The sequence below is a fragment of the Nostoc sp. genome (assembly GCF_036916655.1).
Lineage (GTDB): Bacteria > Cyanobacteriota > Cyanobacteriia > Cyanobacteriales > Nostocaceae > Nostoc.
Genome location: NZ_JBALFY010000040.1, coordinates 1 through 21,601 on the forward strand (window position 1 = coordinate 1; position 21,601 = coordinate 21,601).

Consider the following 21,601-nt stretch of genomic DNA (forward strand, 5'->3'; position numbering starts at 1 on the left):
TTGGCTAACACCCACTTGAGGTTCTTTCTGGTTTCGTAAGTGTAGCCGATCCTAGACATCACCATCAATCCTAATTTAGTTCATTTTCTCCGGAAGATACTAGCTGCCCCTAGAAGAGATTATTGGTAGATGCACCCTGATAACTCACTCCCCTGTAGGTTAACACCAACTGGGGTTTTTTTATTTAAAAAAATAACTGACCTTTGTACAATTTCATCCGGAGTATGGTGTTCAACCTGAGAACATTTAATTGGTAGATGCACCCTGATAACTAACTCCCCTGGTTGGCTAACGCTCACTGGGGGTTTTTTTACGTAAACGCAAAACAGTTAGGGGTTGCAGTTTCCGTCGTTAGATATCGCCTTAGCATTTTATGCCCAGATGACCGGAGTGCGCCACTACTCTTGTTGCTACTGCTGGTAGACCTTGAGTATCCTCTTGATGTCGGGATAGAGGATAACTTGCTCACTCAATTCCTGAATCGCTTTCTTTTTATTGTGGGCTAAAGATGCTACTCCAAAATGATTGCTATGATATTTAATCACATTCTTAATTTTTTTTCTATATTTTCACCTTAACTCTTTGTCTGACAGCAGGATTGCTGTCAGAGAACATCCAATTGTTTAGCTAGCTGAGATTAGACGGTATTTGTCTGGTAAAAAAGCGGTCTAGAATTTCTGATTTCTGTTCGGAACTGAAGTTTTCATAACGATTTTCCTGCTTCTCAACTAGTCCGAAATTTCTGAAAGTCTCTAAATTAGAATCTGGTTTTTCAGTTAGAGGTTTTTGTCTATTCTGGGAATAAGTAAGCATTTCTACTGTATTATTACCCTTCCGATGCACAAGCTGCATCAATAAATCTATAGCTACAGTTGGCAAAACGCGGTAGGTATAATTTACAAAAAAATCAAAAGTCATATTGCCTAGACGGATGCGATCGCCATCTTTGAGCTTTATCGGATCGACAGCGCGATCGCCATTTACAAACGAGCCATTGGTACTGTTGAAATCAATTAAGTAAAAGCCTTGCTCGTCAATATGTTGAATAGCAGCGTGGCGACGAGACAAATGATTATCAGCAATGCAAATACCACTAGTGCGGTTACGACCTATCGTCCAGATCCTTTGTGGCTGTCGTAAACTTTGAGTCTGATTGTCGCACAAGTTAGTCATCAAATAAACAGCAGCACTATCCACTACACCATGTACATAACACGCATTGACTCTCGTCAACGACGGTTGAGATAGGTTTTCTAGCTGAAGAATTTCATCTAAAAGGCTGCTGTGGTGTTCATATAACTTGAGGAATACTTGATATAAAGTTAATCGCCGTTCTATTTCTATTTGTGCAAAGTCAGTCATTATACGTAAACCTTGTATTACCTGATTTCGGTTGTGAATATTCTGTTTCAGCCTACAATCAGGGATAATTGATTTTTCGCTTTCCGCTGCCATCTGAAAACTTGAGTGGCTTAAGAGCGTTTTATTTTACAACTTTTAGGCGCGAGATTCCCTGTTGTTCCTAGCCATAATAAAAAGCATGGGAATATTCTTAAAAAATTATTATGATGCTTTATTGTTTATTGTAAATAATCATTTGTTATTTGTAACAGATAGAAATCATAAAGATTTCATTAAGAATTGCTAATTATCTACGTATTTCTGCTATAAAAATGGATCTTTCTTAACATTTGCGAGAGCAATGACTATCGATAAATCTAAGCATTATATCTATTTGGTCAATTCTGAATAAATCTGAGTTTTTAACCTGAATTATCAGGGCTAATTTTCCAAGCTAGTAAGAAAAGATCAGCTTTGTGATCCTTATAAAATAAGCATTTTATAATTTTCAATAAGAATTTAACTAAGTAGAAAGACTTAATTAAATTAAAGCTGTTAAGAAGCGGCTCTAGCTCTTGCAAACCTTATATAGCTCGATAAATATCTAACTAGAAACAGAAGCTTAATTTTACATTTAATTACGTCTATAAGAATTTGTGTAAAAGTTACGAACAAAAATATCCTGGCTTCTTGCAGAAGTCGGGGATCTGAACGTTTCACTGAGAGCAAATAAAACAGGAGTCAGAATTCAGAATGGGCTACGCCCCGCTACGCTAACAGAATTCAGAATACTCTACCCATAAAGGGATAGAGTTTTAAGGCGAGAATATTTTAATTTTTTTTCGCCCACTAGGGGCGAGGTTTTAACCAATATTCATTACCCACTCGTATAGAATTCATACTGAATTCTGACTCCTGAATTCTTCTTATAAAATAGGATTGATATACCATTTCATGGATCATTAAAAATGCAGTGAGACTATTTTACCAATCGAAATAATCGGTTTAAATCAAAAGCATTCATCTGTAAAGATAGTCTAGAATATAATATTCAAAATTAATTAAAAAGTAAAAAGATAATCCCCATAAATAAATTTAGGGGCTTGTGACCATTTTTATTTTTCTTTCTTTTGCCTTTTTACTTTTTACTTTTGCTTGTTCGGTCACCCAATCTAAAAATCATCCCACTTTGCTTAACTCTTGCTACTAGAGCAAGCAAGTGGTTTCCAAGTTTAAACTTTCCAATCACAACAAGCCTCGTTTTCCATTGGGGCGCACGGTCATCCAATTTGTTTTTGCGAGTGCTAGCTGCTCATCAGAAATCTTGGCGCTGGTGAGATTAGCACCACACAAATTAGCTCCTCGGAGGTTAGCATTACTGAGATAAGCATTACTGAGGTCTGCGCCTCGCAGGTCTGCCCCTTCTAAATCAGCATGGTTAAAGTATGCTTTGGTCAAATTAGCATCCTTAAGATTTGCTCGAGTGAGACTGGCTCTGCCAAAGTCACTATTGTGGAGATTAGCCCCTTGGAGATTGGTTTTTTGCAATTGAGCAGAATGGAAATTTGTTTGGGATAAGTCAACACCTTGCAGATTCAGCAAACTTAAATTGTGTAAGGCAAAATCCCGCCTTCCCTTCAGATAGGCTGTTAACAAACTTTGGGTATCTAATTTACGCTCAACTTTTGAATTTTGAACTTGTGAACTATTGCTGTTGCTAGCGAAAGTGGTTGATTTAGCCATCCCAGAACCCTGGTGTAATCCCCCTGCTTCCGCTGTCTTGGCTCGTCTAGCACGAATTGCTGCCGCTACTTGTGCCACTCCAGTACTGGTAGCAGAAGGATTGTTACATAAAACAGCAGAATTTTCCACGTGGTTATGTGTTCGATCTCTAGATCCACTTTCAGATTTAATCAGTAAACCCTTGGCTAAACTATCTAAGTATGGTTCTATTTCCAATGCTCGGAGAACATCTGCTGCTGACTGATAGCGATTACGTACAGATACATCTAACATTTTTCGCAATACATTGCTCAGGTGATCGCTCACTTGCACAAGCTGCTCCCACATCATCTCGCCAGTGTTGGGATTGTAATCTAAATCTTTAGGAGTTTTGCTAGTCAGTAAAAAAATGCATGTCACCCCCAATGCATAAATATCACTGGCGTAGACTGGACGCATGGCCATTTGCTCTGGAGGTGCAAAACCAGGAGTACCAATAGCATAGGCAGTTAATGCTGTCTGTCCTGATGGACTTGTCGTACTTTGGCTGATTTGATTTTTGACGGCACCAAAGTCTATCAGTACCATTCGGGAATCTTGAGTCCGGCGAATTAAGTTGGCTGGCTTGATATCACGGTGAATCACTTTTTGCTCGTGGATGTATTGCAACAGTGGCAAAATCTCGCTCAAAAATTGCTTGACTCCTGTTTCACTCAAGATGCCGTTAAGTTTGACCTCCTCTTGCAAGGTATCACCACTGATATATTCTTGAACTAAGTAAAATTGTTCATGATCTTCAAAATAGTCTAACAATCTTGGTACTTGGGGATGATTGCCAATCTTACCTAGAGTTTTGGCTTCTCGCTCAAAGAGTTCTCTGGCCATCTGTAAAACGTGTGGGGCGCTTCCTGATGGGCGTAATTGTTTGATTACGCAGCTCGGTTCTCCTGGTAAACCTTGGTCATTGGCTAAGAAGGTTGCTCCAAAGCCACCCTGACCTAATGGTTTGATCACCTGATAGCGATCGCGCAACAGTAGTTGCGAGCCACAAGACTGACACTTTTGGCTATATACCAAATTTTCTGGATTGGGACAGGTCGGACTTAAGCAGTAGCTCATGCACTCTCAACTCGCTGCACGAATAATCACGGGGAATGTTATACTCCCTTCCAATTATTTAGATATTAATCAACTTCTGCCAGGTAATTTTTGCGGTAAATCCTTTGAAGAGTTGCTAAAGTTTAGCTGAGATTACGTATAGCGATCGCTAGAACCAGATGATTTATTATACTTAAACTGATAAATAATATTTATGTTACTTTATATCAACCTCTCCCAATTCACTAACGTAAGCAGGTCAGTGTAAATATTTTTAGTTGGGATAAGCCAGGAGGCAGGAGGGAAGAAAGTTTTAGCCTAGTTAATTTTTCTTCACATAGTTTGATTTTTTCCCACCCACTTAATTTGCAATTGAGAAAGTTTGCTTTAATTTAGTGGACTATGTCAGTAATTTTGATCGATTTGTAGTGCGTGGCTGTAGCTCTCACCTAAGTACTTAAGTGATCACTACGAAATCCATTAACCTGTCATCATCCCTACGATAGATTATTAAGTTTCTCTGTGATTGTATATACAGGACTTTGCAAGTAAATGAGGTACGGAATGCTGGACTCTAAATCAGATATAGTGCTGAGTGGGGAATCTCACTTCTTTACTCAGGACTAAGTACTGCTAAAGGGAAAGAGAAACTTATTTTGCCTCTTGCCTCCTAATTAGTACTTAGAGGTATTGGAGGGCAGTGTCCAACACCAGTTGCTATACTTGGGGAGACCCCAAGATCGCACTGGCTTCCCTACAGAAAATCACTGTGGTATTTTGGATGCCCAATTTTAGAGGCAATTTAGAATCGTCTCCATTAGTCCTTGAGAGACTATTAAACCTCGTCTACCTTGAGAACCGTAGTTTTATAGGTTGGTGCAGCGATAGCGTAACCCAACATAAAATCTGGTGGTAATGTTGGGTTGCGTTTCACTCCACCCAACCTACATAAATGTATCTTTTAAAAAACTCTAGGTTTCAACATAGATGAGGTTTAGCTTGCTTTCATGTTCACACTAATCAGCTGTTCGATAAGTGCAAAAACATCACTGCGGCTAAGTTTCTCTTTACCATTAGCAAGAGCGTCAAGAGTGCCGTTAGCTAAAGTGAAGGGAATTTGGCAAAAATCTAAGGCGGGCCCCGTAGGAAGGTCTTGAATGTAAGTTTCTGCCAGTGCTAGGTTGCGCCGGGCATATTCCTGCATATTGTCTGCACTCCAACCATCTGGGAAGAATTCTACTCCACGCCCCAAATCTTCATTATGGTTACGTAGGATATTGACTGCTTGTAAACCTCGACCAAACCCAATGGCTTGGGTACGGTTTGTTTGTGTTCCATCATACCAATTCCATAAATCTGAAAGTAACAATCCCACTGCACCTGCAACCCCAAAGGTATAACGATCTAAATCAGATTCAGTGTGAATTTTCCAGTTTCTTTCTGCCCAATAAGCCATTCGGTCTGCCATTGCAGCAGTAGCATCCCAAATTCGAGGTGCAATGGTGTCTGGTGCTAGCAGTGACCATTCTCTAACCCTCAAAGTGACTTCTTCTAATGAATTCTCATACCCACTAAATCCTGCAAAGAAAGCATCTAGTGCAAAGCCATCAACTCCTGCCTGTAATGTCAGACTAATCGTTCTTAACAGCTTGGCTTTAGTCGCGTTATCTAATTCAGGATGATCTTCAATTTCATCAATGGCACGCATACACAAATATGCTGATGCGACTGCTTCTTGCAATCCTGGCGGTAAAAGACTAATTGGGATATAAAAAGTTCGGCTAGTTTCTTTGAGGATTTGCAATGCATCTCTACGTAAATTCATGTTTTCACTCCCCGCTTGATTTTTGCACCACATGAAGTTTGCAGTTTTTTGATGATACTGGATATAGTTTTGACTAAACCTTAAAAACTATAGACTATAAGATAGGCTAGTATTTCATCTAAAAATTAATGGTTTTTGGTGTTGCAATTAACAAAACTCTCAAATTGATCAAAGTCTAGTCTAGTATAGAGGTTTTTGGTTGCAAAAGTGTTTGAGGTGTCGTTTGATATCGCTTTCATAAACTTTTAGTATAGATATAAAGAATTATGGTAATATTTGGTTGAATATTGCGAAAACTTTCTATGAGCAAACATCCATTTTAGGGATTTGAAAGTGTTTGAAGTCTGCGTTAATCTGACTAAAAAAATGTAATTATTGTATATATAAAGACAATTCAGGAAAAGTCGGTAGCGGATAACAGCATCTATACGCACTTTTTCATGCATATAGCGGTTTGCCGAAAATCTAAGGTAAGTAAAATTGGACACAGAGGGCTGCGGTTAGCTAGGTCTATGCTAATTAGAGAGTGACATCAAGTGACCATAACCCAGAACCAGAAGTTCCCGTATACTTACTAGATTGTTCCTAATTGCCCAGAAAAAACCCTGAAGAAGATATTTGCTTACCAGCTAAAATATGGGTTTGGCGTTTTTATGCCTCAATTCTTTGGTTTTCCCATTAGCCGTTGCTGTTTGATTGGTTCTAGCTTTGATTTCGAGACTCTTCAGATGTACGGATTTTTTTTAAAATCACATAGGAGTCCTAAACTTTATAAGAAGAATTCAGAATTCAGAATTCAAGAGTCAAAATTCAGTATCATTCTGTACGAGTGGGTGATAGCGCAGCGTAAAGCCAACTCTTAGAGAGGCTCCGCCAACGGTATGGCAACTCTTAGAGACGCTGCGCGAACGCTTAGAGCGAGTCCGCGGTAGCTAGTATTTTCGAGTTGCGTCTGAATATTGGTTAAAAGCAAGTGGAATGGTGGGCGAAAAAAATTAAAATATTCTCGCCTGAAAACTCTATCCTTTTATGGGTAGAGTTTTCTGTATTCTGACTCCTGTTTTATTCCCCATCTCCAAATAGCTGATAACTAATGACAACCCTCGAACATCAATCAGGGGTTGTTAAAATCCCTGAATACTTTAGAGTGAAATAATCAAGCTTTTCTAGAGCTACATTCCCCCTCTCACAGATAAAATTTATATATGAACTCTACACAAGAAAAACTCAAAAATCGGGTTGAGCAGGCAATAGTTGCGGCTTTTGGCGCTGACTTCGCTGGAGTAGATCCAATTTTGGTTCCTGCTAGCAATCCTAAATTTGGTGATTATCAGGCGAATGTGGCTTTATCCCTGAGTAAAAAGTTAGGATTGCAACCAAGAGCGATCGCAGGTGCAATTGTTGAGAAACTAGATGTATCCGAAATCTGTGAACCGCCGGAAATCGCTGGGCCAGGATTTATCAATCTGAAACTGAAAACAGTATACTTAGAAGCGCAACTCAATGGGATTCAAGCCGATCCCAGACTGGGAGTTCCAGCCGCAAAAACGCCGAAGCGGGAAATTGTCGATTTTTCCAGTCCGAATATTGCGAAAGAAATGCACGTCGGACACTTGCGTTCTACAATTATCGGTGATGCGATCGCCCGGATTTTAGAATTTCAAGGACACGATGTACTGCGGTTAAATCACGTAGGTGATTGGGGTACGCAGTTTGGCATGTTAATCGCCTATCTGCGGGAAGTTTACCCAGACGCACTTACCACTGCTAATGCTTTAGATATTGGTGATTTAGTCTCTTTTTACCGCAAAGCCAAATTGCGGTTTGATGCAGATGAAGCTTTTCAAGAGACAGCACGTCAAGAAGTTGTCAGATTACAAGCAGGTGCAGAAGATACACTCCATGCTTGGAAGCTGCTATGCGAACAGTCACGGCGGGAATTTCAGATAATTTATGAGTTGCTGGATATCAAGTTAATTGAACGTGGAGAATCTTTCTATAACCCTTTACTATCTGGCGTTGTGGAAGATTTAGATAAATCTGGGTTACTGGTAGAAAATCAAGGGGCAAAATGCGTTTTTCTGGAAGGTTTTACAAATAGAGAAGGTGAACCTTTGCCCTTAATTGTGCAGAAATCAGATGGCGGCTATAACTATGCCACAACTGATTTAGCATCCCTGCGCTACCGAATTCAGCAAGATGAAGCAAAGCGGATAATTTATGTAACCGATGCTGGACAAGGAAACCATTTTGCCCAATTCTTTCAGGTAGCACGCAAAGCTGGATGGATTCCCGATGATGTGGAATTAGTGCATGTTCCCTTTGGGTTGGTGTTAGGAGAAGATGGGAAGAAATTCAAAACTCGTTCTGGGGATACTGTGCGGTTACGGGATTTATTAGATGAAGCTGTTTCACGTTCCCATGCTGACTTAAAAACTAGATTACAAAAAGAAGAACGCCAAGAAACGGAAGACTTTATTAATGAAGTTGCTAAGGTAGTTGGAATCAGTGCAGTTAAGTATGCAGACTTAAGCCAAAATCGCACCAGTAATTACATCTTCAGCTACGACAAAATGCTGGATCTCAAAGGTAATACTGCGCCCTATATGCTGTATGTTTATGCGCGGATTCATGGGATTAGCCGCAAGGGTGATATTAACTTTAAAGAGTTGGGAAATAATGCCGTTTTGTTACAGCATGAAACAGAATTAACGCTAGCAAAATACTTACTTCAACTAGATGAAGTTATTAGTAGTGTAGAGCAAGACTTGCTGCCTAATCGTTTATGTGAGTATTTGTTTGAACTGAGTCAGAAGTTTAACCAATTCTATGATCGTTGTCCCATATTACAAGCTGAGGAGCCACAGAGAACATCCCGCTTAGTTTTATGTGATTTGACTGCTAGAACTCTGAAGTTGGGATTATCTCTGTTGGGAATTCAGGTATTGGAGAGGATGTAATATTTTTTAACGCAGAGTTACGCTGAGGTAGCGCAAAGGTACGCAGAGTAAGAGTTAAGTTAAAGCTTCTTTGTTTCCTTTGCGGTTCTTTTATTAGAATTGCTGGGCTGGAGGCGATTATGATACGGACACCATCAAAAAATATAACTTTGGCAGAATTTCTGACGTTAGCAGAAACGAAGCCCGCTAGTGAATATATCAATGGTGAAATTATTCAAAAACCTATGCCACAGGGAAAGCACAGTACAATTCGAGGTGAAATGATTAGCACTATCAACTCAATAGTGAAGCCCAAGCGAATTGCTCGTGTTTTTCCAGAACTGCGGTGTACTTTTGGCGGAAGGTCAATAGTACCAGATGTTTCTGTGTTTACTTGGCAAAGAATTCCCCGCGATCAAAATGGTCAAGTTGCCAACCTATTTCAAGCAGCTCCCGATTGGACTATTGAGATTCTATCACCTGACCAAAGACAAACTAAAGTTACAAAAAATATTTTACATTGCTTGAATTATGAAACACAAATGGGTTGGCTGATCGATCCAGAAGAACAAACAATATTTGTGTACATTCGCAACCAACAACCAATCATGTTAGATGAACTAGATGCTTTAATTCCTGTGCCAGATTTTGCAAGTGAGTTGAGGCTGACGGTGGGAGATTTATTTGGTTGGCTGTTGGAGTAAACCAAATTCTGACCAATTGAATAAGGAAATAGGCCAAGTGCAACAGGTTTTATGGGTAGGAATCGGTTGTAAACGGGGAACATCATGGCAGTTGATTGATTGGGCAATTGAGCAAGTGTTTCAAGAAAATCAACTTTTTACAAGTGCGATCGCAGGTATTGCTACCATTGACACTAAAGCCTCAGAAGTTGGCTTAGTAGAACTTTGCCACCTCCGCAACTTGCCTCTCAAGACCTTTTCTGCGGAAATCCTTCGCTGTGTGTGTGTCCCCAACCCTGCCACAATTACTGACCACAAAGTAGGTACACCTAGCGTAGCAGAGGCAGCTGCTATTCTTGCAGCTTCTCAACTCACATCGTTGACTATTTTTACCTTTACAAACATGGAAGAGTTGCGAGTAAGGTTCCTACTTCCCAAACAAATTTTCCAGCGAGAAGGGCAACCAGGAGCGGTAACTCTAGCTGTTGCCCAAGCTTTAAATACTACTAGTATTACAGAGCTTCACTAATTTTTCTAGTCAACAACTCTCAAAAAATAGTTAATTACGCTAGAAACAATTGCTAGCACAATTGAACCTAACAAAGCAGGTAAAAAGCCTTTAATTTCAAAACCATAACCAGGAGTTAGGGCACTTGCCAGCCAAAGTGTTAAAGCGTTGATCACAAATGTAAATAAACCAAAAGTGAGTAAGGTAATTGGAAACGTCAAAAGACGCAAAATAGGCCTGACAAACGCATTAACAAGACCAATAACCACAGATGCAACAAGAGCGACAACAAAATTATTGACAATAAAACCATCAACAATTCTAGAAGTAATCAATAACGCCACCGCAGTACCGAGCCAAGTTAATAAAAAGTGTTGCATAAGTTTTTTTAGAGTAATTAGCAGTAAGTTTAATTAATTTCACTATTGCCATCTGTGATCTGTAACACGATTAGGTATCTTGTGCTTGACTCCTAAAGTTGCCATCATGTTTTATCAGTCTAAAAGCAATATGAGAAGGAGTCAGGAGTCAGAATTCAGAATTCAGAATACTCTACTCTGTCAAGTCAGGGGTTTCGCTAAGAAAGAATTTTAAGATCGTGCGCGTTTAAAATCGCTTGCTCTAAACCTCGATTCTCCATCCAGTCGCACATAATCCATTTTGGATTCTGGCTCCTGAATTCTGAATTCTTCTTCGGTAATTTTTCAGTGCTGTCATACAGAGATACTCCTAATCGGTATATCTTTATCGTATTGCAGGATGTACCGGATTAAATTCATAAAAAATGTTGGGAAGCGCAAAACCCCTACAAAGGTTTCTCTAATCCGAGAAATCTCAGTAATTAGGGATTTACAAGAAATAAATTATCCAGTTTTATACACTTAGCGTCTTACCTGCACCTCTGGCTAGGAGCGAGAAAGGGACTTCCAAATAAAAAAATATGCAATTAACTCTTGTGGAGTGGGCGACACGATAGCCCAGTCTGTATGGCGGGCAAGATGCCCACCCCACAATATTTGGATAATTTATTTCTTGGAGTTCCCTAAAACGCTAAGTGTAAGTATGAAGAGTAGGGATAGGGTTAACGCCGCAAAAGAACCTCCCAGGTAGAGCCACCAACTACGCCGTCAGATTCTAATCCATAGCGCGTTTGTGCAGCTTTCACAGCTGTCTCTGTTGTCACCCCAAAGTCTCCATCGGCATCACCTTTCAAGAAACCAAGCTTTTTCAGTTGTTGTTGCAACTTCACAACTTCAGAACCACGTAATCCTATACGCAAAATTGGCAATCCTTCTGAGGTGTATTGAATACCAGGCGTTCGTTTCGTAGTTGTATTTGACTGAGTTTGAGTGGTTGATGTAGTACGATTTGGTGTTTTCTTTGTGCTGGAAGTTGTAGTTTTTCTTGGGGTAGCAGGTCTTGGCTCAGGGCTGGTTGCAACTTGTGTTACAGCTTTTTTTGGGGTAGTAGGTTTGGGTTCAGGGCGAGTTGCAACTTGTGTTACAGCTTTTTTTGGGGGGTTGGGATTTGCAACGTTGGTGAGGTTGCTAGCCTGGGTTGGAACAGGAAAATTTGTAGCTGAGTTAAATCTTGGCTGGGATGAAGGGACGGTTGATGCTACTGCCGGTTCTTTTGGGAAAAGTCGTTGCCAAGTGCTGGCATCAACAATACCATCTGGATTCAAGCCGGCAGCTTGTTTAAATCGGGCAACAGCACTAGCTGTATTCTCACTATATGTACCATCTACAGCACCAGAGTAAAAACCCAAAAGTTTTAGAGCTGCTTGAAGTTCAGATACGCGTTCGCCTTGGCTACCAATTTTGAGGATAGGGCGGTTGATGCTATCTCCAGGATTTACTTGAGCAATTTTTTGTGGCGCTGCTATTGATACTACAGCCGTTGAAGCAATCAATAGAGGCGTAGTAGAGAACAAGAGTATTTCAATGGCCAATAAAGATTTAGACCTCTTTGGCCACCAACCCTTTTGCCGTTTTTCCATTCTAAAGCGATTTACAGTTGGGTCTAGTAATTTTAAGTAACTCAAAATACTTTCTGTCAGGCTGCTTTGCATGGAATTTACTCCCAGAATATTCTCATGCTAATGGTACAGCCGCTTGGTCTAAAAAACAGCTGATCGTTTATGATGTCTTCGACGGGCGTAGCTACGGCACATAATTCAATATGCTTTCTCTCTAATTATTCTCAAAAAGGAGAGAATTAGAGTCCAATACGGTTCGATTAAGGTTTTTTGATGGAAATTGTTGAGCGCAAAGATCCGATAAATCATTATAAAGACGCGATTCATCGCGTCTCTTGTCTTAACCGAACTTAAGCTGAAACTCCTTTAAAATCTCGTTTCCAGCCGGAAGCTAGAAATGCGACTCAAAAGCGGCTCTGGCGCGAGTTCGAGAGCCAGAGCCTCAAAGACGAGCATTCCCAGTCGGAGATTGGGAACGAGGCAATCTAAAAGCTAGTTCTAGACTTACTTTCACGTTAAGTTGACACCAATGATTAGAGTCGGCCTAGATCGCTCGATTAATTGCTTCTTCTTGACCAACTAAAGATAAGTAAGGCTCTTTTAAATACTTACAAGCTGCGGCGATCGCATCCTTGGCACTCACCGCCGCAATCAATTCTTGAAATTTGGTGTCAAAATCAATTCCTAATCCCAAAATTTCATACCAGCCGTATATCTGAGCAATTTGCCCATTCGTTTGTTTACCCAAGGCGTACTGCCCCAGAATCTTGTTTTTAGCAGCTTGGAGTGCGCTTTCGGATACTTCGGTGGTAGACAATAAATCTACTTCTGTACGCAGTCCTTCTAGAGCAATGCTGGTATTCTCCGGTGCTGTACCAATATAAACCACAAAAGACGCTGGAAATAGCCTTGTGGAGTAAAAGGCGGATACTTCGTAAGCTAAACCGCGTTTTTCCCGTAATTCGACAAACAAGCGGCTAGAAAGCCCATTTCCCAAGTAGGTACACAGCAATTTCAGTGGGGCGTAGTCAACAGAATTCACCGATGTTCCCAAATAACCGAGCATCACGATTGATTGTTGTGTCTGTATTGGCTTTAGTCTTACCTGCGGTTCTATCTTAATTTCAGGTAAATTTAGTATTGGTAGTGCCTGGGCTGGCGCTTGCCAATCAGCAAAAACTTCTTCCACCAACGCTGCTGCATCTGTGGGTGTGACTCTACCAGCAATACTAATTACTACATTATCTGGGCGGAAATAAGTTTGGTGATACTCCACTAAATCTGCACGAGTTAAGCGGCTCATGGTAGATTCATCTCCCAGTACTGACATAGAGTATGGGTGATTTTGGTACATTACCTGCCGCATTTGTTCAAAGGCGACATTGAACGGTTGCTCTTTTTGGGAACGAATATCTTGGAGTGCTAAACGCCGTTCTAATTCCACTTGAGTTTCGGGAAAAGTGGGCGATCGCAAAATCCGCCCTGCCAATGTTAAAATTTCCGCAAAATCGGATGTTACCGTCTTGAAAGATAGCAAAAAGTAATCAGTGCCAGCATCGGCACTCAAACTCGCCCCTACAGACTCGACTTTTTCGGCAATTTCCAAGCTAGAAAGTCCATCGCATCCCTTTGTCATCACTGCTGAGAGCAAATGTGCCAACCCTGCTTGCTCCCGGTTTTCGTTACAACTACCAGCACGCACAAAGATTCGCGCTGCAATAATGTCCGCAGCCGGATTTTCTGCCACCAGCACGACAATTCCATTGTTCAATACGGTGCGATGGATGGGCGATTTTTGCAGCAAGGTTGTCATTTATCATTTGTCCTTTGTCATTTGTCCTTTGTCCTTTGTCCTTTGTCATTGGTCATTTGTCTTTTGCTAATGACTAATGACTAATAACTAATGACTAACACGGTTTAAGTATAGTAACCGCGTAATTCTCCGGCGAGAGATACTGTTTAGCTAATTTTTGCAATTCTTGGGCATCAAAAGACTGAATCTGCTGGGGATATGTCACAGCTAATTCAGCTTGGGCGATGGTATTGTAATATCCATAAAGCCCTGTCAGCTGATTTGGTGTTTCGGTAGAAAATGCATAATCGTTACATAGCAACCTACGTGTACGAGCAAGTTCCTGTTCGCTAATTCCTCTAGTCTGCAAATCATCCAAATGAGCGCAAATTAAAGACTCAACTTCTTCCAGATTTTCTGGTTCCAACCAGGCAGTAATTGTAAATAAACTTGATTCTCGTTGTAGAGAAAAACTACTGCAAATTCCCTGTACCAATTGCGAATCTTCGCGCAAATCACGCACTAAACGCGAAGTCCGCCCTTCTGCCAATAACACCGACAAGAAATCTAAACCATAGCCAGTACGGATATCTTCTACTCCGGGTACTAGCCACGCCATCAATAAGCGCGCTTGCTCTATGCGTGGTAAACACAATTCTTGACGGTGAATTCCTGCTATGACTGGCTTTGCCACTTTCTCAAACTGCGGACAATTTGAGCGTTCGGCAAAATCAGCAAATGAATGATTTACCATTTCCCAAGCTGGTTGCTGGGCTATACCTCCAGCAATTACCACCGTCATGTTTTCCGGCTGATAGTGGGCGTGATGAAAACAGCGCATTGCTTCTGGTGATTGCTGCATCAGTTCTTGCTCAGTACCTAGCACCGAACGTCCGTAAGGGTGATGCGGATAGATGCTTTGAATTAGAGCTTGAAATCCTATCCAGTCGGAATCGTCCTGACAAGAGCGAATTTCCTCTAGCACCACATCGCGTTCGCGGCTAAATTCATCTTCTGGAATTGCCGCATTGAGCAGTAGTTCTCCTAAGTAGGGCAGAGTATCTTTTAAATAAGGGGCGGCTGTGGTGACTGAATAATGAGCATAATCATAGCTTGTCGCCGCATTACTCACGCCACCCCGGTTTTCAACTTTGGAATCGAACATTCCAGGGGGTAGCGTCGCCGTACCTTTAAAAATCATGTGTTCTAAAAAGTGCGCCATGCCAAACCACGGTTTTGGCTCTAGGCTGGCTCCAGCACGCACCCAAACATCCGCCACAACTACGGGAGTGGTGGGAATTTCTTGATGAATAAAAGTTAAACCACTCTCTAGTCGGAAGACTGAGGCTGGAAATACGGTATTAGTTAGTTGTTTTAACAATTTTTTGTAGTTTTAACCACAATTTGAGGCAATTGTGTCATCTTAACTCTGAACGATACCTAATTTAGAATCAAATTATACAGATTTGAAGAATTATGCGATCGCTGTTCTCTGCACTACCGAAAAATTAGACGCGTTATGCGTTGAGAGGAAAATCACAAATTAGTTAAAACACTGGAATCTCAATGACAAATTCTGTTCCTTCGCCAAGCACAGAATTGCAACTCAACCGTCCATTATGGGTTTCTTCAACAATTTGACGAGCGATCGCTAATCCTAATCCTGTTCCTTTCCCAACTTCTTTGGTTGTAAACAGGCGATCAAATATCCGCGATCTAACCTCCTCTGGCATCCCCTGACCGTTATCTTTGATGCGAATTGCTACCATGCTTTGTTCGCTGGATACTTCGGTATGAATCAGTATTTGATGATGATTGGCTTGGGCTTGGGCAAAAGAAAGCCCTTTGCAGGAAGTATCTAAGGCATCGATGGCGTTAGCGAGGATGTTCATAAATACTTGATTTAGCTGTCCTAAAAAGCACTTAACTGGTGGTAATTTACCGTATTCGGTGATGACTTCAATTGCTGGACGTTTTTCGTTAGCTTTGAGGCGATACTTCAAAATCAACAGGGTACTCTCAATCCCTTCATGGAGGTTACAAGCAACTTTTTCGGTTGTATCGGCTCTGGAGAAGGTGCGGAGACTGATGCTAATGTCTTCAATCCGTTCTGAGGCTACCTTCATCGAGCCTACTAGCTTTGGTAAATCCTCAGTCAGGAATTCTAAGTCAATTTCTTCGCTATGCTCAATAACTGCGATCGCAGGATTGGGATAATGTTGTTGGTAGCATTGGATATGAGCAAGTAAGTCTTGAGTATACTCTTTGGCATTGTTAAGGCTGCCTTTGAGAAATCCAATGGGATTATTAATTTCATGTGCCACCCCAGCAACCAAATTACCCAAGGTTGCCATTTTTTCATTTTGCACCATTTGTAATTGGGTATGCTCAAGTTCTTGTAGCGATCGCTCTAACTCTTGGGCATAATTTTGAGATTCTTGATAAAGACGGGCATTTTCTAGAGAAATGGCAGCTTGAGCGCATAGCAGTTGAATTACTTCAGTGCGATCGCTCGTAAATGCGCCAATCGTCAACTTATTTTCCAGATATAGTAACCCGATTAATTGGCCATGACGCAAAATCGGCGTACACAACACACTTTTGGGTTGTTGCTGCATGAAATATTGGTCAGCAAGAAAATCGTTTTTGGCTGTTGCATCATCCAGCACCACAGTTTTTAAGCTGTGTTTGACATAGTTTATCAATGCGATCGGAATGTTTTGGCTGCTTGACAATGGTACAGATACTAGAGTTACTCCTTCTTTGATGGTGGCTACAGCTTTAACCACTAAGTTGCCCTGTTCGAGTACAAGTAGGGCAGCTTTTTTCGCTCCAGCATTTTCCATCACCACTTGCAAGAGGGTAGTGAGCAATTGCTCTAATTGAATTTCACTAGAGAGGGCTTGTGAGACTTTAAAGATGGTGGCAAAATCGAGGGCTTCCGAAATGCTGCTGCTAGAAAGATTTGTGTGGATGGTTTGATGTGGAAATGATGAGCCATCGACGGTTGAACTCAGTTGAAAGTGATTAAGTTGCGCTAGTAAGATGGGAGCAAGAAGTTGAGGATAGCATTTTTCTAAGTTGTCAGTTTTGGCTTTAGCGCCCCAACGAGCATAGCAGTAATAAGCTTCCTGCATATAAACTTGGGCGATTTTTTCTTTACCCCATTCGAGGTAGAACTTGGCAGCTAACTCATTGCTCAAGGCTTCTTCTTGGATATATTTGTTTTCTTTCGCTAGAGTTATGGCGCGATCGTACAATTCTATTGCTGCTATTTTTTCGCCCAGAACCCGATGCCGTTCTGCTTCCACCAAATCAAATTTGTGCTGGAAATTCATCGGTGCAAATTTGGCTCGAAACTGCAATTTTTCCTGATTTTCGCCAACCTTTAAGAGTAATTGTTCTTGTTGAGATGGTTCAGCCGTTGGATAGACAGCCAGCCGAGACAGAGAATCGTAATAGTAGAAAACAGGCACAGATAGCATTCCTGCGCCACCGTTGAGGTATTGCTCTCCCTGATTTGCATTCTCAACTGCCGCCGGAAAATTCTCAAACAAATAACTGAGTGTTAATTTACTTAGGAAAAATATATGGAGTGTTAATTCGTCATTTTCTTTAATTAGCGCAGATAAGAGTTGTTCATCTTGATAATCTTCATCAGTGAAGCGCTCTGGATTATCGCTAGATTCGGTTAAATTGTTAATGCTTTGACAGATTATATTCGACCAGTTTAATAAGCGCTGATTTTGGGCAAAATTAGACTTGTAGGCTTTGATATCTGCTAAGAGAATTTCCAAAACTTCTGTGCCACTTAAATAGACATAGAATAACTTGAAAATCATCGATGCCAGCACATGAAAAAAATCGCCTGTTTCTAATCCAAGACTATGTGATTCCTGTAATAAACTAATTGAGGTGCGAACATGTTGTTTATTAAATTGATTCAATGCACCTACTTTAAATATAGTCATGCTTTGAACCGATTTTGCTTTAAATCTATCCACAAGCATTAAAGCTAGCTGGCCAAATTCGTAGCCTGACTCGATTTGGTTACAAATATTAAGTACAATTCCAAAATCTGCATATCCTGGTGCTGAGAGTGGTGCATTGCCATATTTAAGAGATACATTCACCTCTTCACAGGCAATAATTGGGAACAGATAAGGGGCAGTTTGGTGGATGGCGGGAGCAATGCTAGCCATAATCCGCAAAGCAACCAAAGCTTTAGTATCATCCATCAATGGTAAATCAACTAAGTCCTCAATACTTCTGGCTGCTAAGGTGGAGAGCGTGTTGAATACAGATTGCTGAATGTCTGGAGGTGTTACTGATTCAGGTAATGTTACCCCAAGTTGAGCGAGAAGTTCGCGTCCAGTTGCGAGCGCTTTGAATGATTGATTCCGCACCTGATCGGCTTGGAGTTGCACTTCATAAACTTTCACCCTATCCAGTAAGGTGGTTGTTTTTTCAATGACAACCTGGATCAGAGATTCCATTTGGTCAAATTCGTTATTGAGAAAAGCCGCTTCGGCAGCTTCTTCGTATAAGCTTCGAGTCAATTCGTAGGCAACTTCCCAACTATTAATTGTCAACAACTCCATTCCAGAATAGAAGTAATGAATTGCTGCACTATAAGCTGTAGCTTCTTTCGCTTTACGACCAGCATTCAGATTTAACTGAGCTAATTGTTGACGTTCAGTCGGTTGGGTGATTAGTAATATTCCTCGATTCAACTGACTAACAATCTCAAAAATTCGCTCCTCTTGCTGTGACTCAGAGGTATTTTGCAAGAGTAATTGACCAATTTTAAGATGGGTAAATTGTTTCTGGTCAGCTGGAATCAGAGAGTAAGCCGCTTGTTGTACCCGGTCATGTAAAAATTTGTAGATGGGGACTTGGACATTGCAATTTAATGGATTTGAGTCAGAATCATGCCCACTATATTGAAAGAATTTATAAACTTCAGTAGTAGGTAAAACTAACCCTTCTTGTAAAGCTTTCCACAAAGATGCTGCCGTTTCGGTTTCCGATTGTTCAGAAACAATTGCTAAAGTTCGCAAATCAAACTGGTTGCCAATACACGCAGCTAATTTCAACACATTTTGCGTTGCTGCTGGCAACTTTTGCAACTGTAGCGCTAGGAACTCTACAACATCATCGGTAAGGGCAAGTGCTTTGACAGCAACAAGATCGCATTGCCAGTACCCTTGTTCGGAATTAAAAGTAATCAGTCCATCTTCATATAATATTTTGAGAAAGTGTGTTGCAAAAAATGGATTTCCTTGAGTTTTTTGATAGACGAGTTGCGTTAGAGGTTGGGCAGTTTTAGCTGAACAACTCAAGGTATCAACCACCAATTGATTTAAACTAGCTTTACTTAACGGAGCTAAAGTAATGCTGTTAATTGTCGCATTGGCTTTGCGAATCTCCGCTAAAGTCAACATTAACTGATGCGTGGTAGATACTTCATTGTCTCGATAAGCGCCAATTAAAAGTAAAGAGCCACTTCCTGACTCGCTCATCAACAACTGCATCAATTTGAGCGATGCCGAATCAGCCCACTGCAAATCATCGAGGAAAATTACTAATGGATGTTCTTTTGTGGTGAATACCTGAATGAACTTTTGAAAGAGTAAATTGAAGCGATTCTGGGCTGCACTCTGTGAAAGTTCCGTTGCAGGTTGTTGTTGACCAATAATTTGTTCTAGTTCGGGAATTACCTCAAGAATGACTTGCCCTTGATCGCCTAGCACTTGTAAAATTTTATTTTTCCAAGTTGACAATTGGACATCACTTTCACTTAGCAATTGCCCCATTAAGTCTCGAAATGCCTGCACAAAAGCGGAAAAGGGAATATTTCGATTAAATTGGTCAAATTTGCCTTTGACGAAGTAGCCCCGCTGCCGGACAATGGGTTTGTGAACTTCGTTAACAATTGCCGTTTTACCAATACCAGAAAAACCAGCCACCAGCATTAATTCCGTCTGATTATTGGTAACGCGGTCAAAGGCTTTAAGCAGAATTTCAACTTCATCCTCGCGACCATAGAGTTTTTCTGGGATAATAAAGCGATCGCACACATCCCGTTGAGCAATTGGGAAACTTACAATCTTCCCCGTCTCCTTCAGTTGAACCAAACAATTTTCTAAATCATATTTCAGGCCAAATGCACTCTGATAGCGGTCTTCGGCATTTTTCGCCATCAGTTTCATCACAATGTCTGACAACACTTGTGGAATCTCTTTCCTCTCCCCTAAAAGTGGCGGAAGTTTGGCAATATGACAATGTACCAATTCCATCGGATCTTGTGATTGAAATGGTAATTGCCCTGATAATAGTTCGTAAAAAGTTACACCCAAAGAATAAAAATCAGTCCGGTAGTCAATCCCTCGATTCATCCGTCCAGTTTGCTCTGGGGACAAATAGCCCAATGTTCCTTCTAACACATTAAGACTCATCAATATTTGAGTTTCTCGTGGTAGCAGAGATGCAATACTAAAGTCAATTAACTTAACTTCTTTTGTTTCGGGATTAATTAAAATATTGGCGGGTTTAATATCTTTGTGAATGATTCGATTACGAATTAGAATATCTAAGGCATCACAAAGAGCGATCGCAATTTGTAAAAACTCCATCAAAGATTCTACTTTTCCCCCCACTCCCCATTCTTTCAAGGAAATTCCCCCAAAGTCTTCCATCACTAACACATAGCCATTCTGATAGGTTTCCAGGCTGTAGGTTTGGATGATTCCAGGTAGATTCAGATTTTTGGCGATGGTGAACTGGTTGCGAAAGTGTACCAATTCGCTAAAGCTGGGATAAGCAGTTTTCATCAGCTTAACCACTACAGATTTTTGGTCAGTCTCTCGATTAGCGCGATAAACTAAGGTTCGAGAACCGTTATAGAGTTCTTTGCTAACGTGATATCCGGGAATGCTGACCATAGGGCTTAATTTTGAATACCTCAATATCTAGGGTTCCCAAAAATATGGCAACATTTACTAAGCTCCTTCTCTACGAGAGGCTGCGTCAACGGGGCAGGAACAGGGAACAGAAAAAATTAGCCCCGAATAATAGGGTAACAGCGCCCTAAATTTATTTATGAAAGGAATAAAAATATTTTTTAAGTGGACTCGTAGTGCAAGAAAAGAATACATCCTCATACAAATTCCCTGATTTGAATTATGGGGATTTCCCTGTTGCCCGTTCCCTGTAACTTTTTACAGCAGTTTTGATGTATTTGAACCACATCTGTCGTAAGGACACAGCATTGCTGTGCCCCTACCGTGTAGTCTATTTACCTGAAAATAGCTGTAATATCAGCTTGCTTATTTGGGACTTCCAAGAAATAAATTATCCATCTTGTGGGATGGGTGTCCCCACCCATCTCAGATTTAGGGCGCTCATGTTGCCCACCCCACAAGAAAATTTGGGATGTTTTTTATTTGGAAGTCCCTTTGAAACTGATTGAAATAATTAAAGCTCCCAAGTTCTAATTGACTTTGGGAGCTAATAATTTTAAGTTCACCGCGACGCCGTTTTACCTAAGTTTATGACCTGGGTTTATCCAGGTGGGAACCTAAATTCCTCGTTTAAAGTTTCCGGGTACATGCCCGGTATACTGCCACGAGAACAGTTGACTCCCTTGTCATTAAAGGCATAGATCAAAAAACTTGATGGCAGTCACCAACGTCGTAGTGCAACTCATTCATTAT

At 40.8% G+C, this 21,601-nt stretch carries 11 protein-coding genes and 1 other RNA gene; 3 read left to right on the forward strand and 9 right to left on the reverse strand.

Annotated features, from left to right (window positions below; genetic code table 11):
• Nucleotides 1-627 precede the first annotated feature (627 nt).
• The 3 genes from V7L31_RS11125 to V7L31_RS11135 form a co-directional block, all read right to left on the reverse strand.
• Nucleotides 628-1,362 (reverse strand): FHA domain-containing protein, encoded by a 735-nt coding sequence (locus V7L31_RS11125; RefSeq protein WP_334696270.1) that lies wholly within the window; start codon nt 1,360-1,362, stop codon nt 628-630.
• Between the two features lie 1,224 nt (nt 1,363-2,586).
• Nucleotides 2,587-4,182: a serine/threonine-protein kinase gene (locus tag V7L31_RS11130; RefSeq protein ID WP_334696271.1), complete on the reverse strand. Its 1,596-nt coding sequence runs from the start codon at nt 4,180-4,182 to the stop codon at nt 2,587-2,589.
• A gap of 973 nt (nt 4,183-5,155) precedes the next feature.
• A complete protein-coding gene (locus tag V7L31_RS11135; RefSeq protein ID WP_334696272.1) occupies nt 5,156-5,986 on the reverse strand; it encodes a phytoene/squalene synthase family protein in 831 nt (276 codons plus the stop codon).
• 1,205 nt (nt 5,987-7,191) lie between these two features.
• On the opposite strand from V7L31_RS11135, the gene argS reads away from it, so the two are divergent.
• The 3 genes from argS to V7L31_RS11150 all read left to right on the forward strand — a co-directional run bounded on the left by argS (nt 7,192) and on the right by V7L31_RS11150 (nt 10,137).
• On the forward strand, nt 7,192-8,946 hold the full coding sequence (gene argS, locus V7L31_RS11140; RefSeq protein ID WP_334696273.1) for an arginine--tRNA ligase: 1,755 nt from the start codon (nt 7,192-7,194) through the stop codon (nt 8,944-8,946).
• Nucleotides 8,947-9,065: 119 nt separating this feature from the next.
• Entirely contained in the window at nt 9,066-9,629 is a 564-nt protein-coding gene (locus V7L31_RS11145) for a Uma2 family endonuclease (RefSeq protein WP_334696274.1), read from the forward strand.
• Between the two features lie 37 nt (nt 9,630-9,666).
• Nucleotides 9,667-10,137, forward strand: coding sequence for a cobalamin biosynthesis protein (locus tag V7L31_RS11150; protein WP_334696275.1), 471 nt, complete (start codon nt 9,667-9,669; stop codon nt 10,135-10,137).
• A gap of 5 nt (nt 10,138-10,142) precedes the next feature.
• Here the strand turns inward: V7L31_RS11150 and V7L31_RS11155 are convergent, their stop codons facing one another.
• The 6 genes from V7L31_RS11155 to ssrS all read right to left on the reverse strand — a co-directional run bounded on the left by V7L31_RS11155 (nt 10,143) and on the right by ssrS (nt 21,590).
• Nucleotides 10,143-10,496 carry a phage holin family protein gene (locus V7L31_RS11155; RefSeq protein ID WP_179067811.1) on the reverse strand — a complete coding sequence of 118 codons (354 nt, stop codon included), beginning with the start codon at nt 10,494-10,496 and terminating at the stop codon, nt 10,143-10,145.
• 701 nt (nt 10,497-11,197) lie between these two features.
• Complete coding sequence (locus tag V7L31_RS11160; RefSeq protein ID WP_334696276.1) at nt 11,198-12,187, reverse strand: peptidoglycan-binding domain-containing protein; 990 nt, start codon at nt 12,185-12,187, stop codon at nt 11,198-11,200.
• A gap of 451 nt (nt 12,188-12,638) precedes the next feature.
• Nucleotides 12,639-13,907 (reverse strand): M16 family metallopeptidase, encoded by a 1,269-nt coding sequence (locus V7L31_RS11165; RefSeq protein WP_334696277.1) that lies wholly within the window; start codon nt 13,905-13,907, stop codon nt 12,639-12,641.
• A gap of 94 nt (nt 13,908-14,001) precedes the next feature.
• On the reverse strand, nt 14,002-15,267 hold the full coding sequence (locus V7L31_RS11170) for a M16 family metallopeptidase (RefSeq protein WP_334696278.1): 1,266 nt from the start codon (nt 15,265-15,267) through the stop codon (nt 14,002-14,004).
• Nucleotides 15,268-15,433: 166 nt separating this feature from the next.
• Nucleotides 15,434-20,830, reverse strand: coding sequence for a trifunctional serine/threonine-protein kinase/ATP-binding protein/sensor histidine kinase (locus V7L31_RS11175; protein WP_334696279.1), 5,397 nt, complete (start codon nt 20,828-20,830; stop codon nt 15,434-15,436).
• A 576-nt stretch (nt 20,831-21,406) separates the two neighbouring features.
• Nucleotides 21,407-21,590, reverse strand: a non-coding RNA gene (gene ssrS, locus V7L31_RS11180) — 6S RNA.
• Nucleotides 21,591-21,601: the final 11 nt, after the last annotated feature.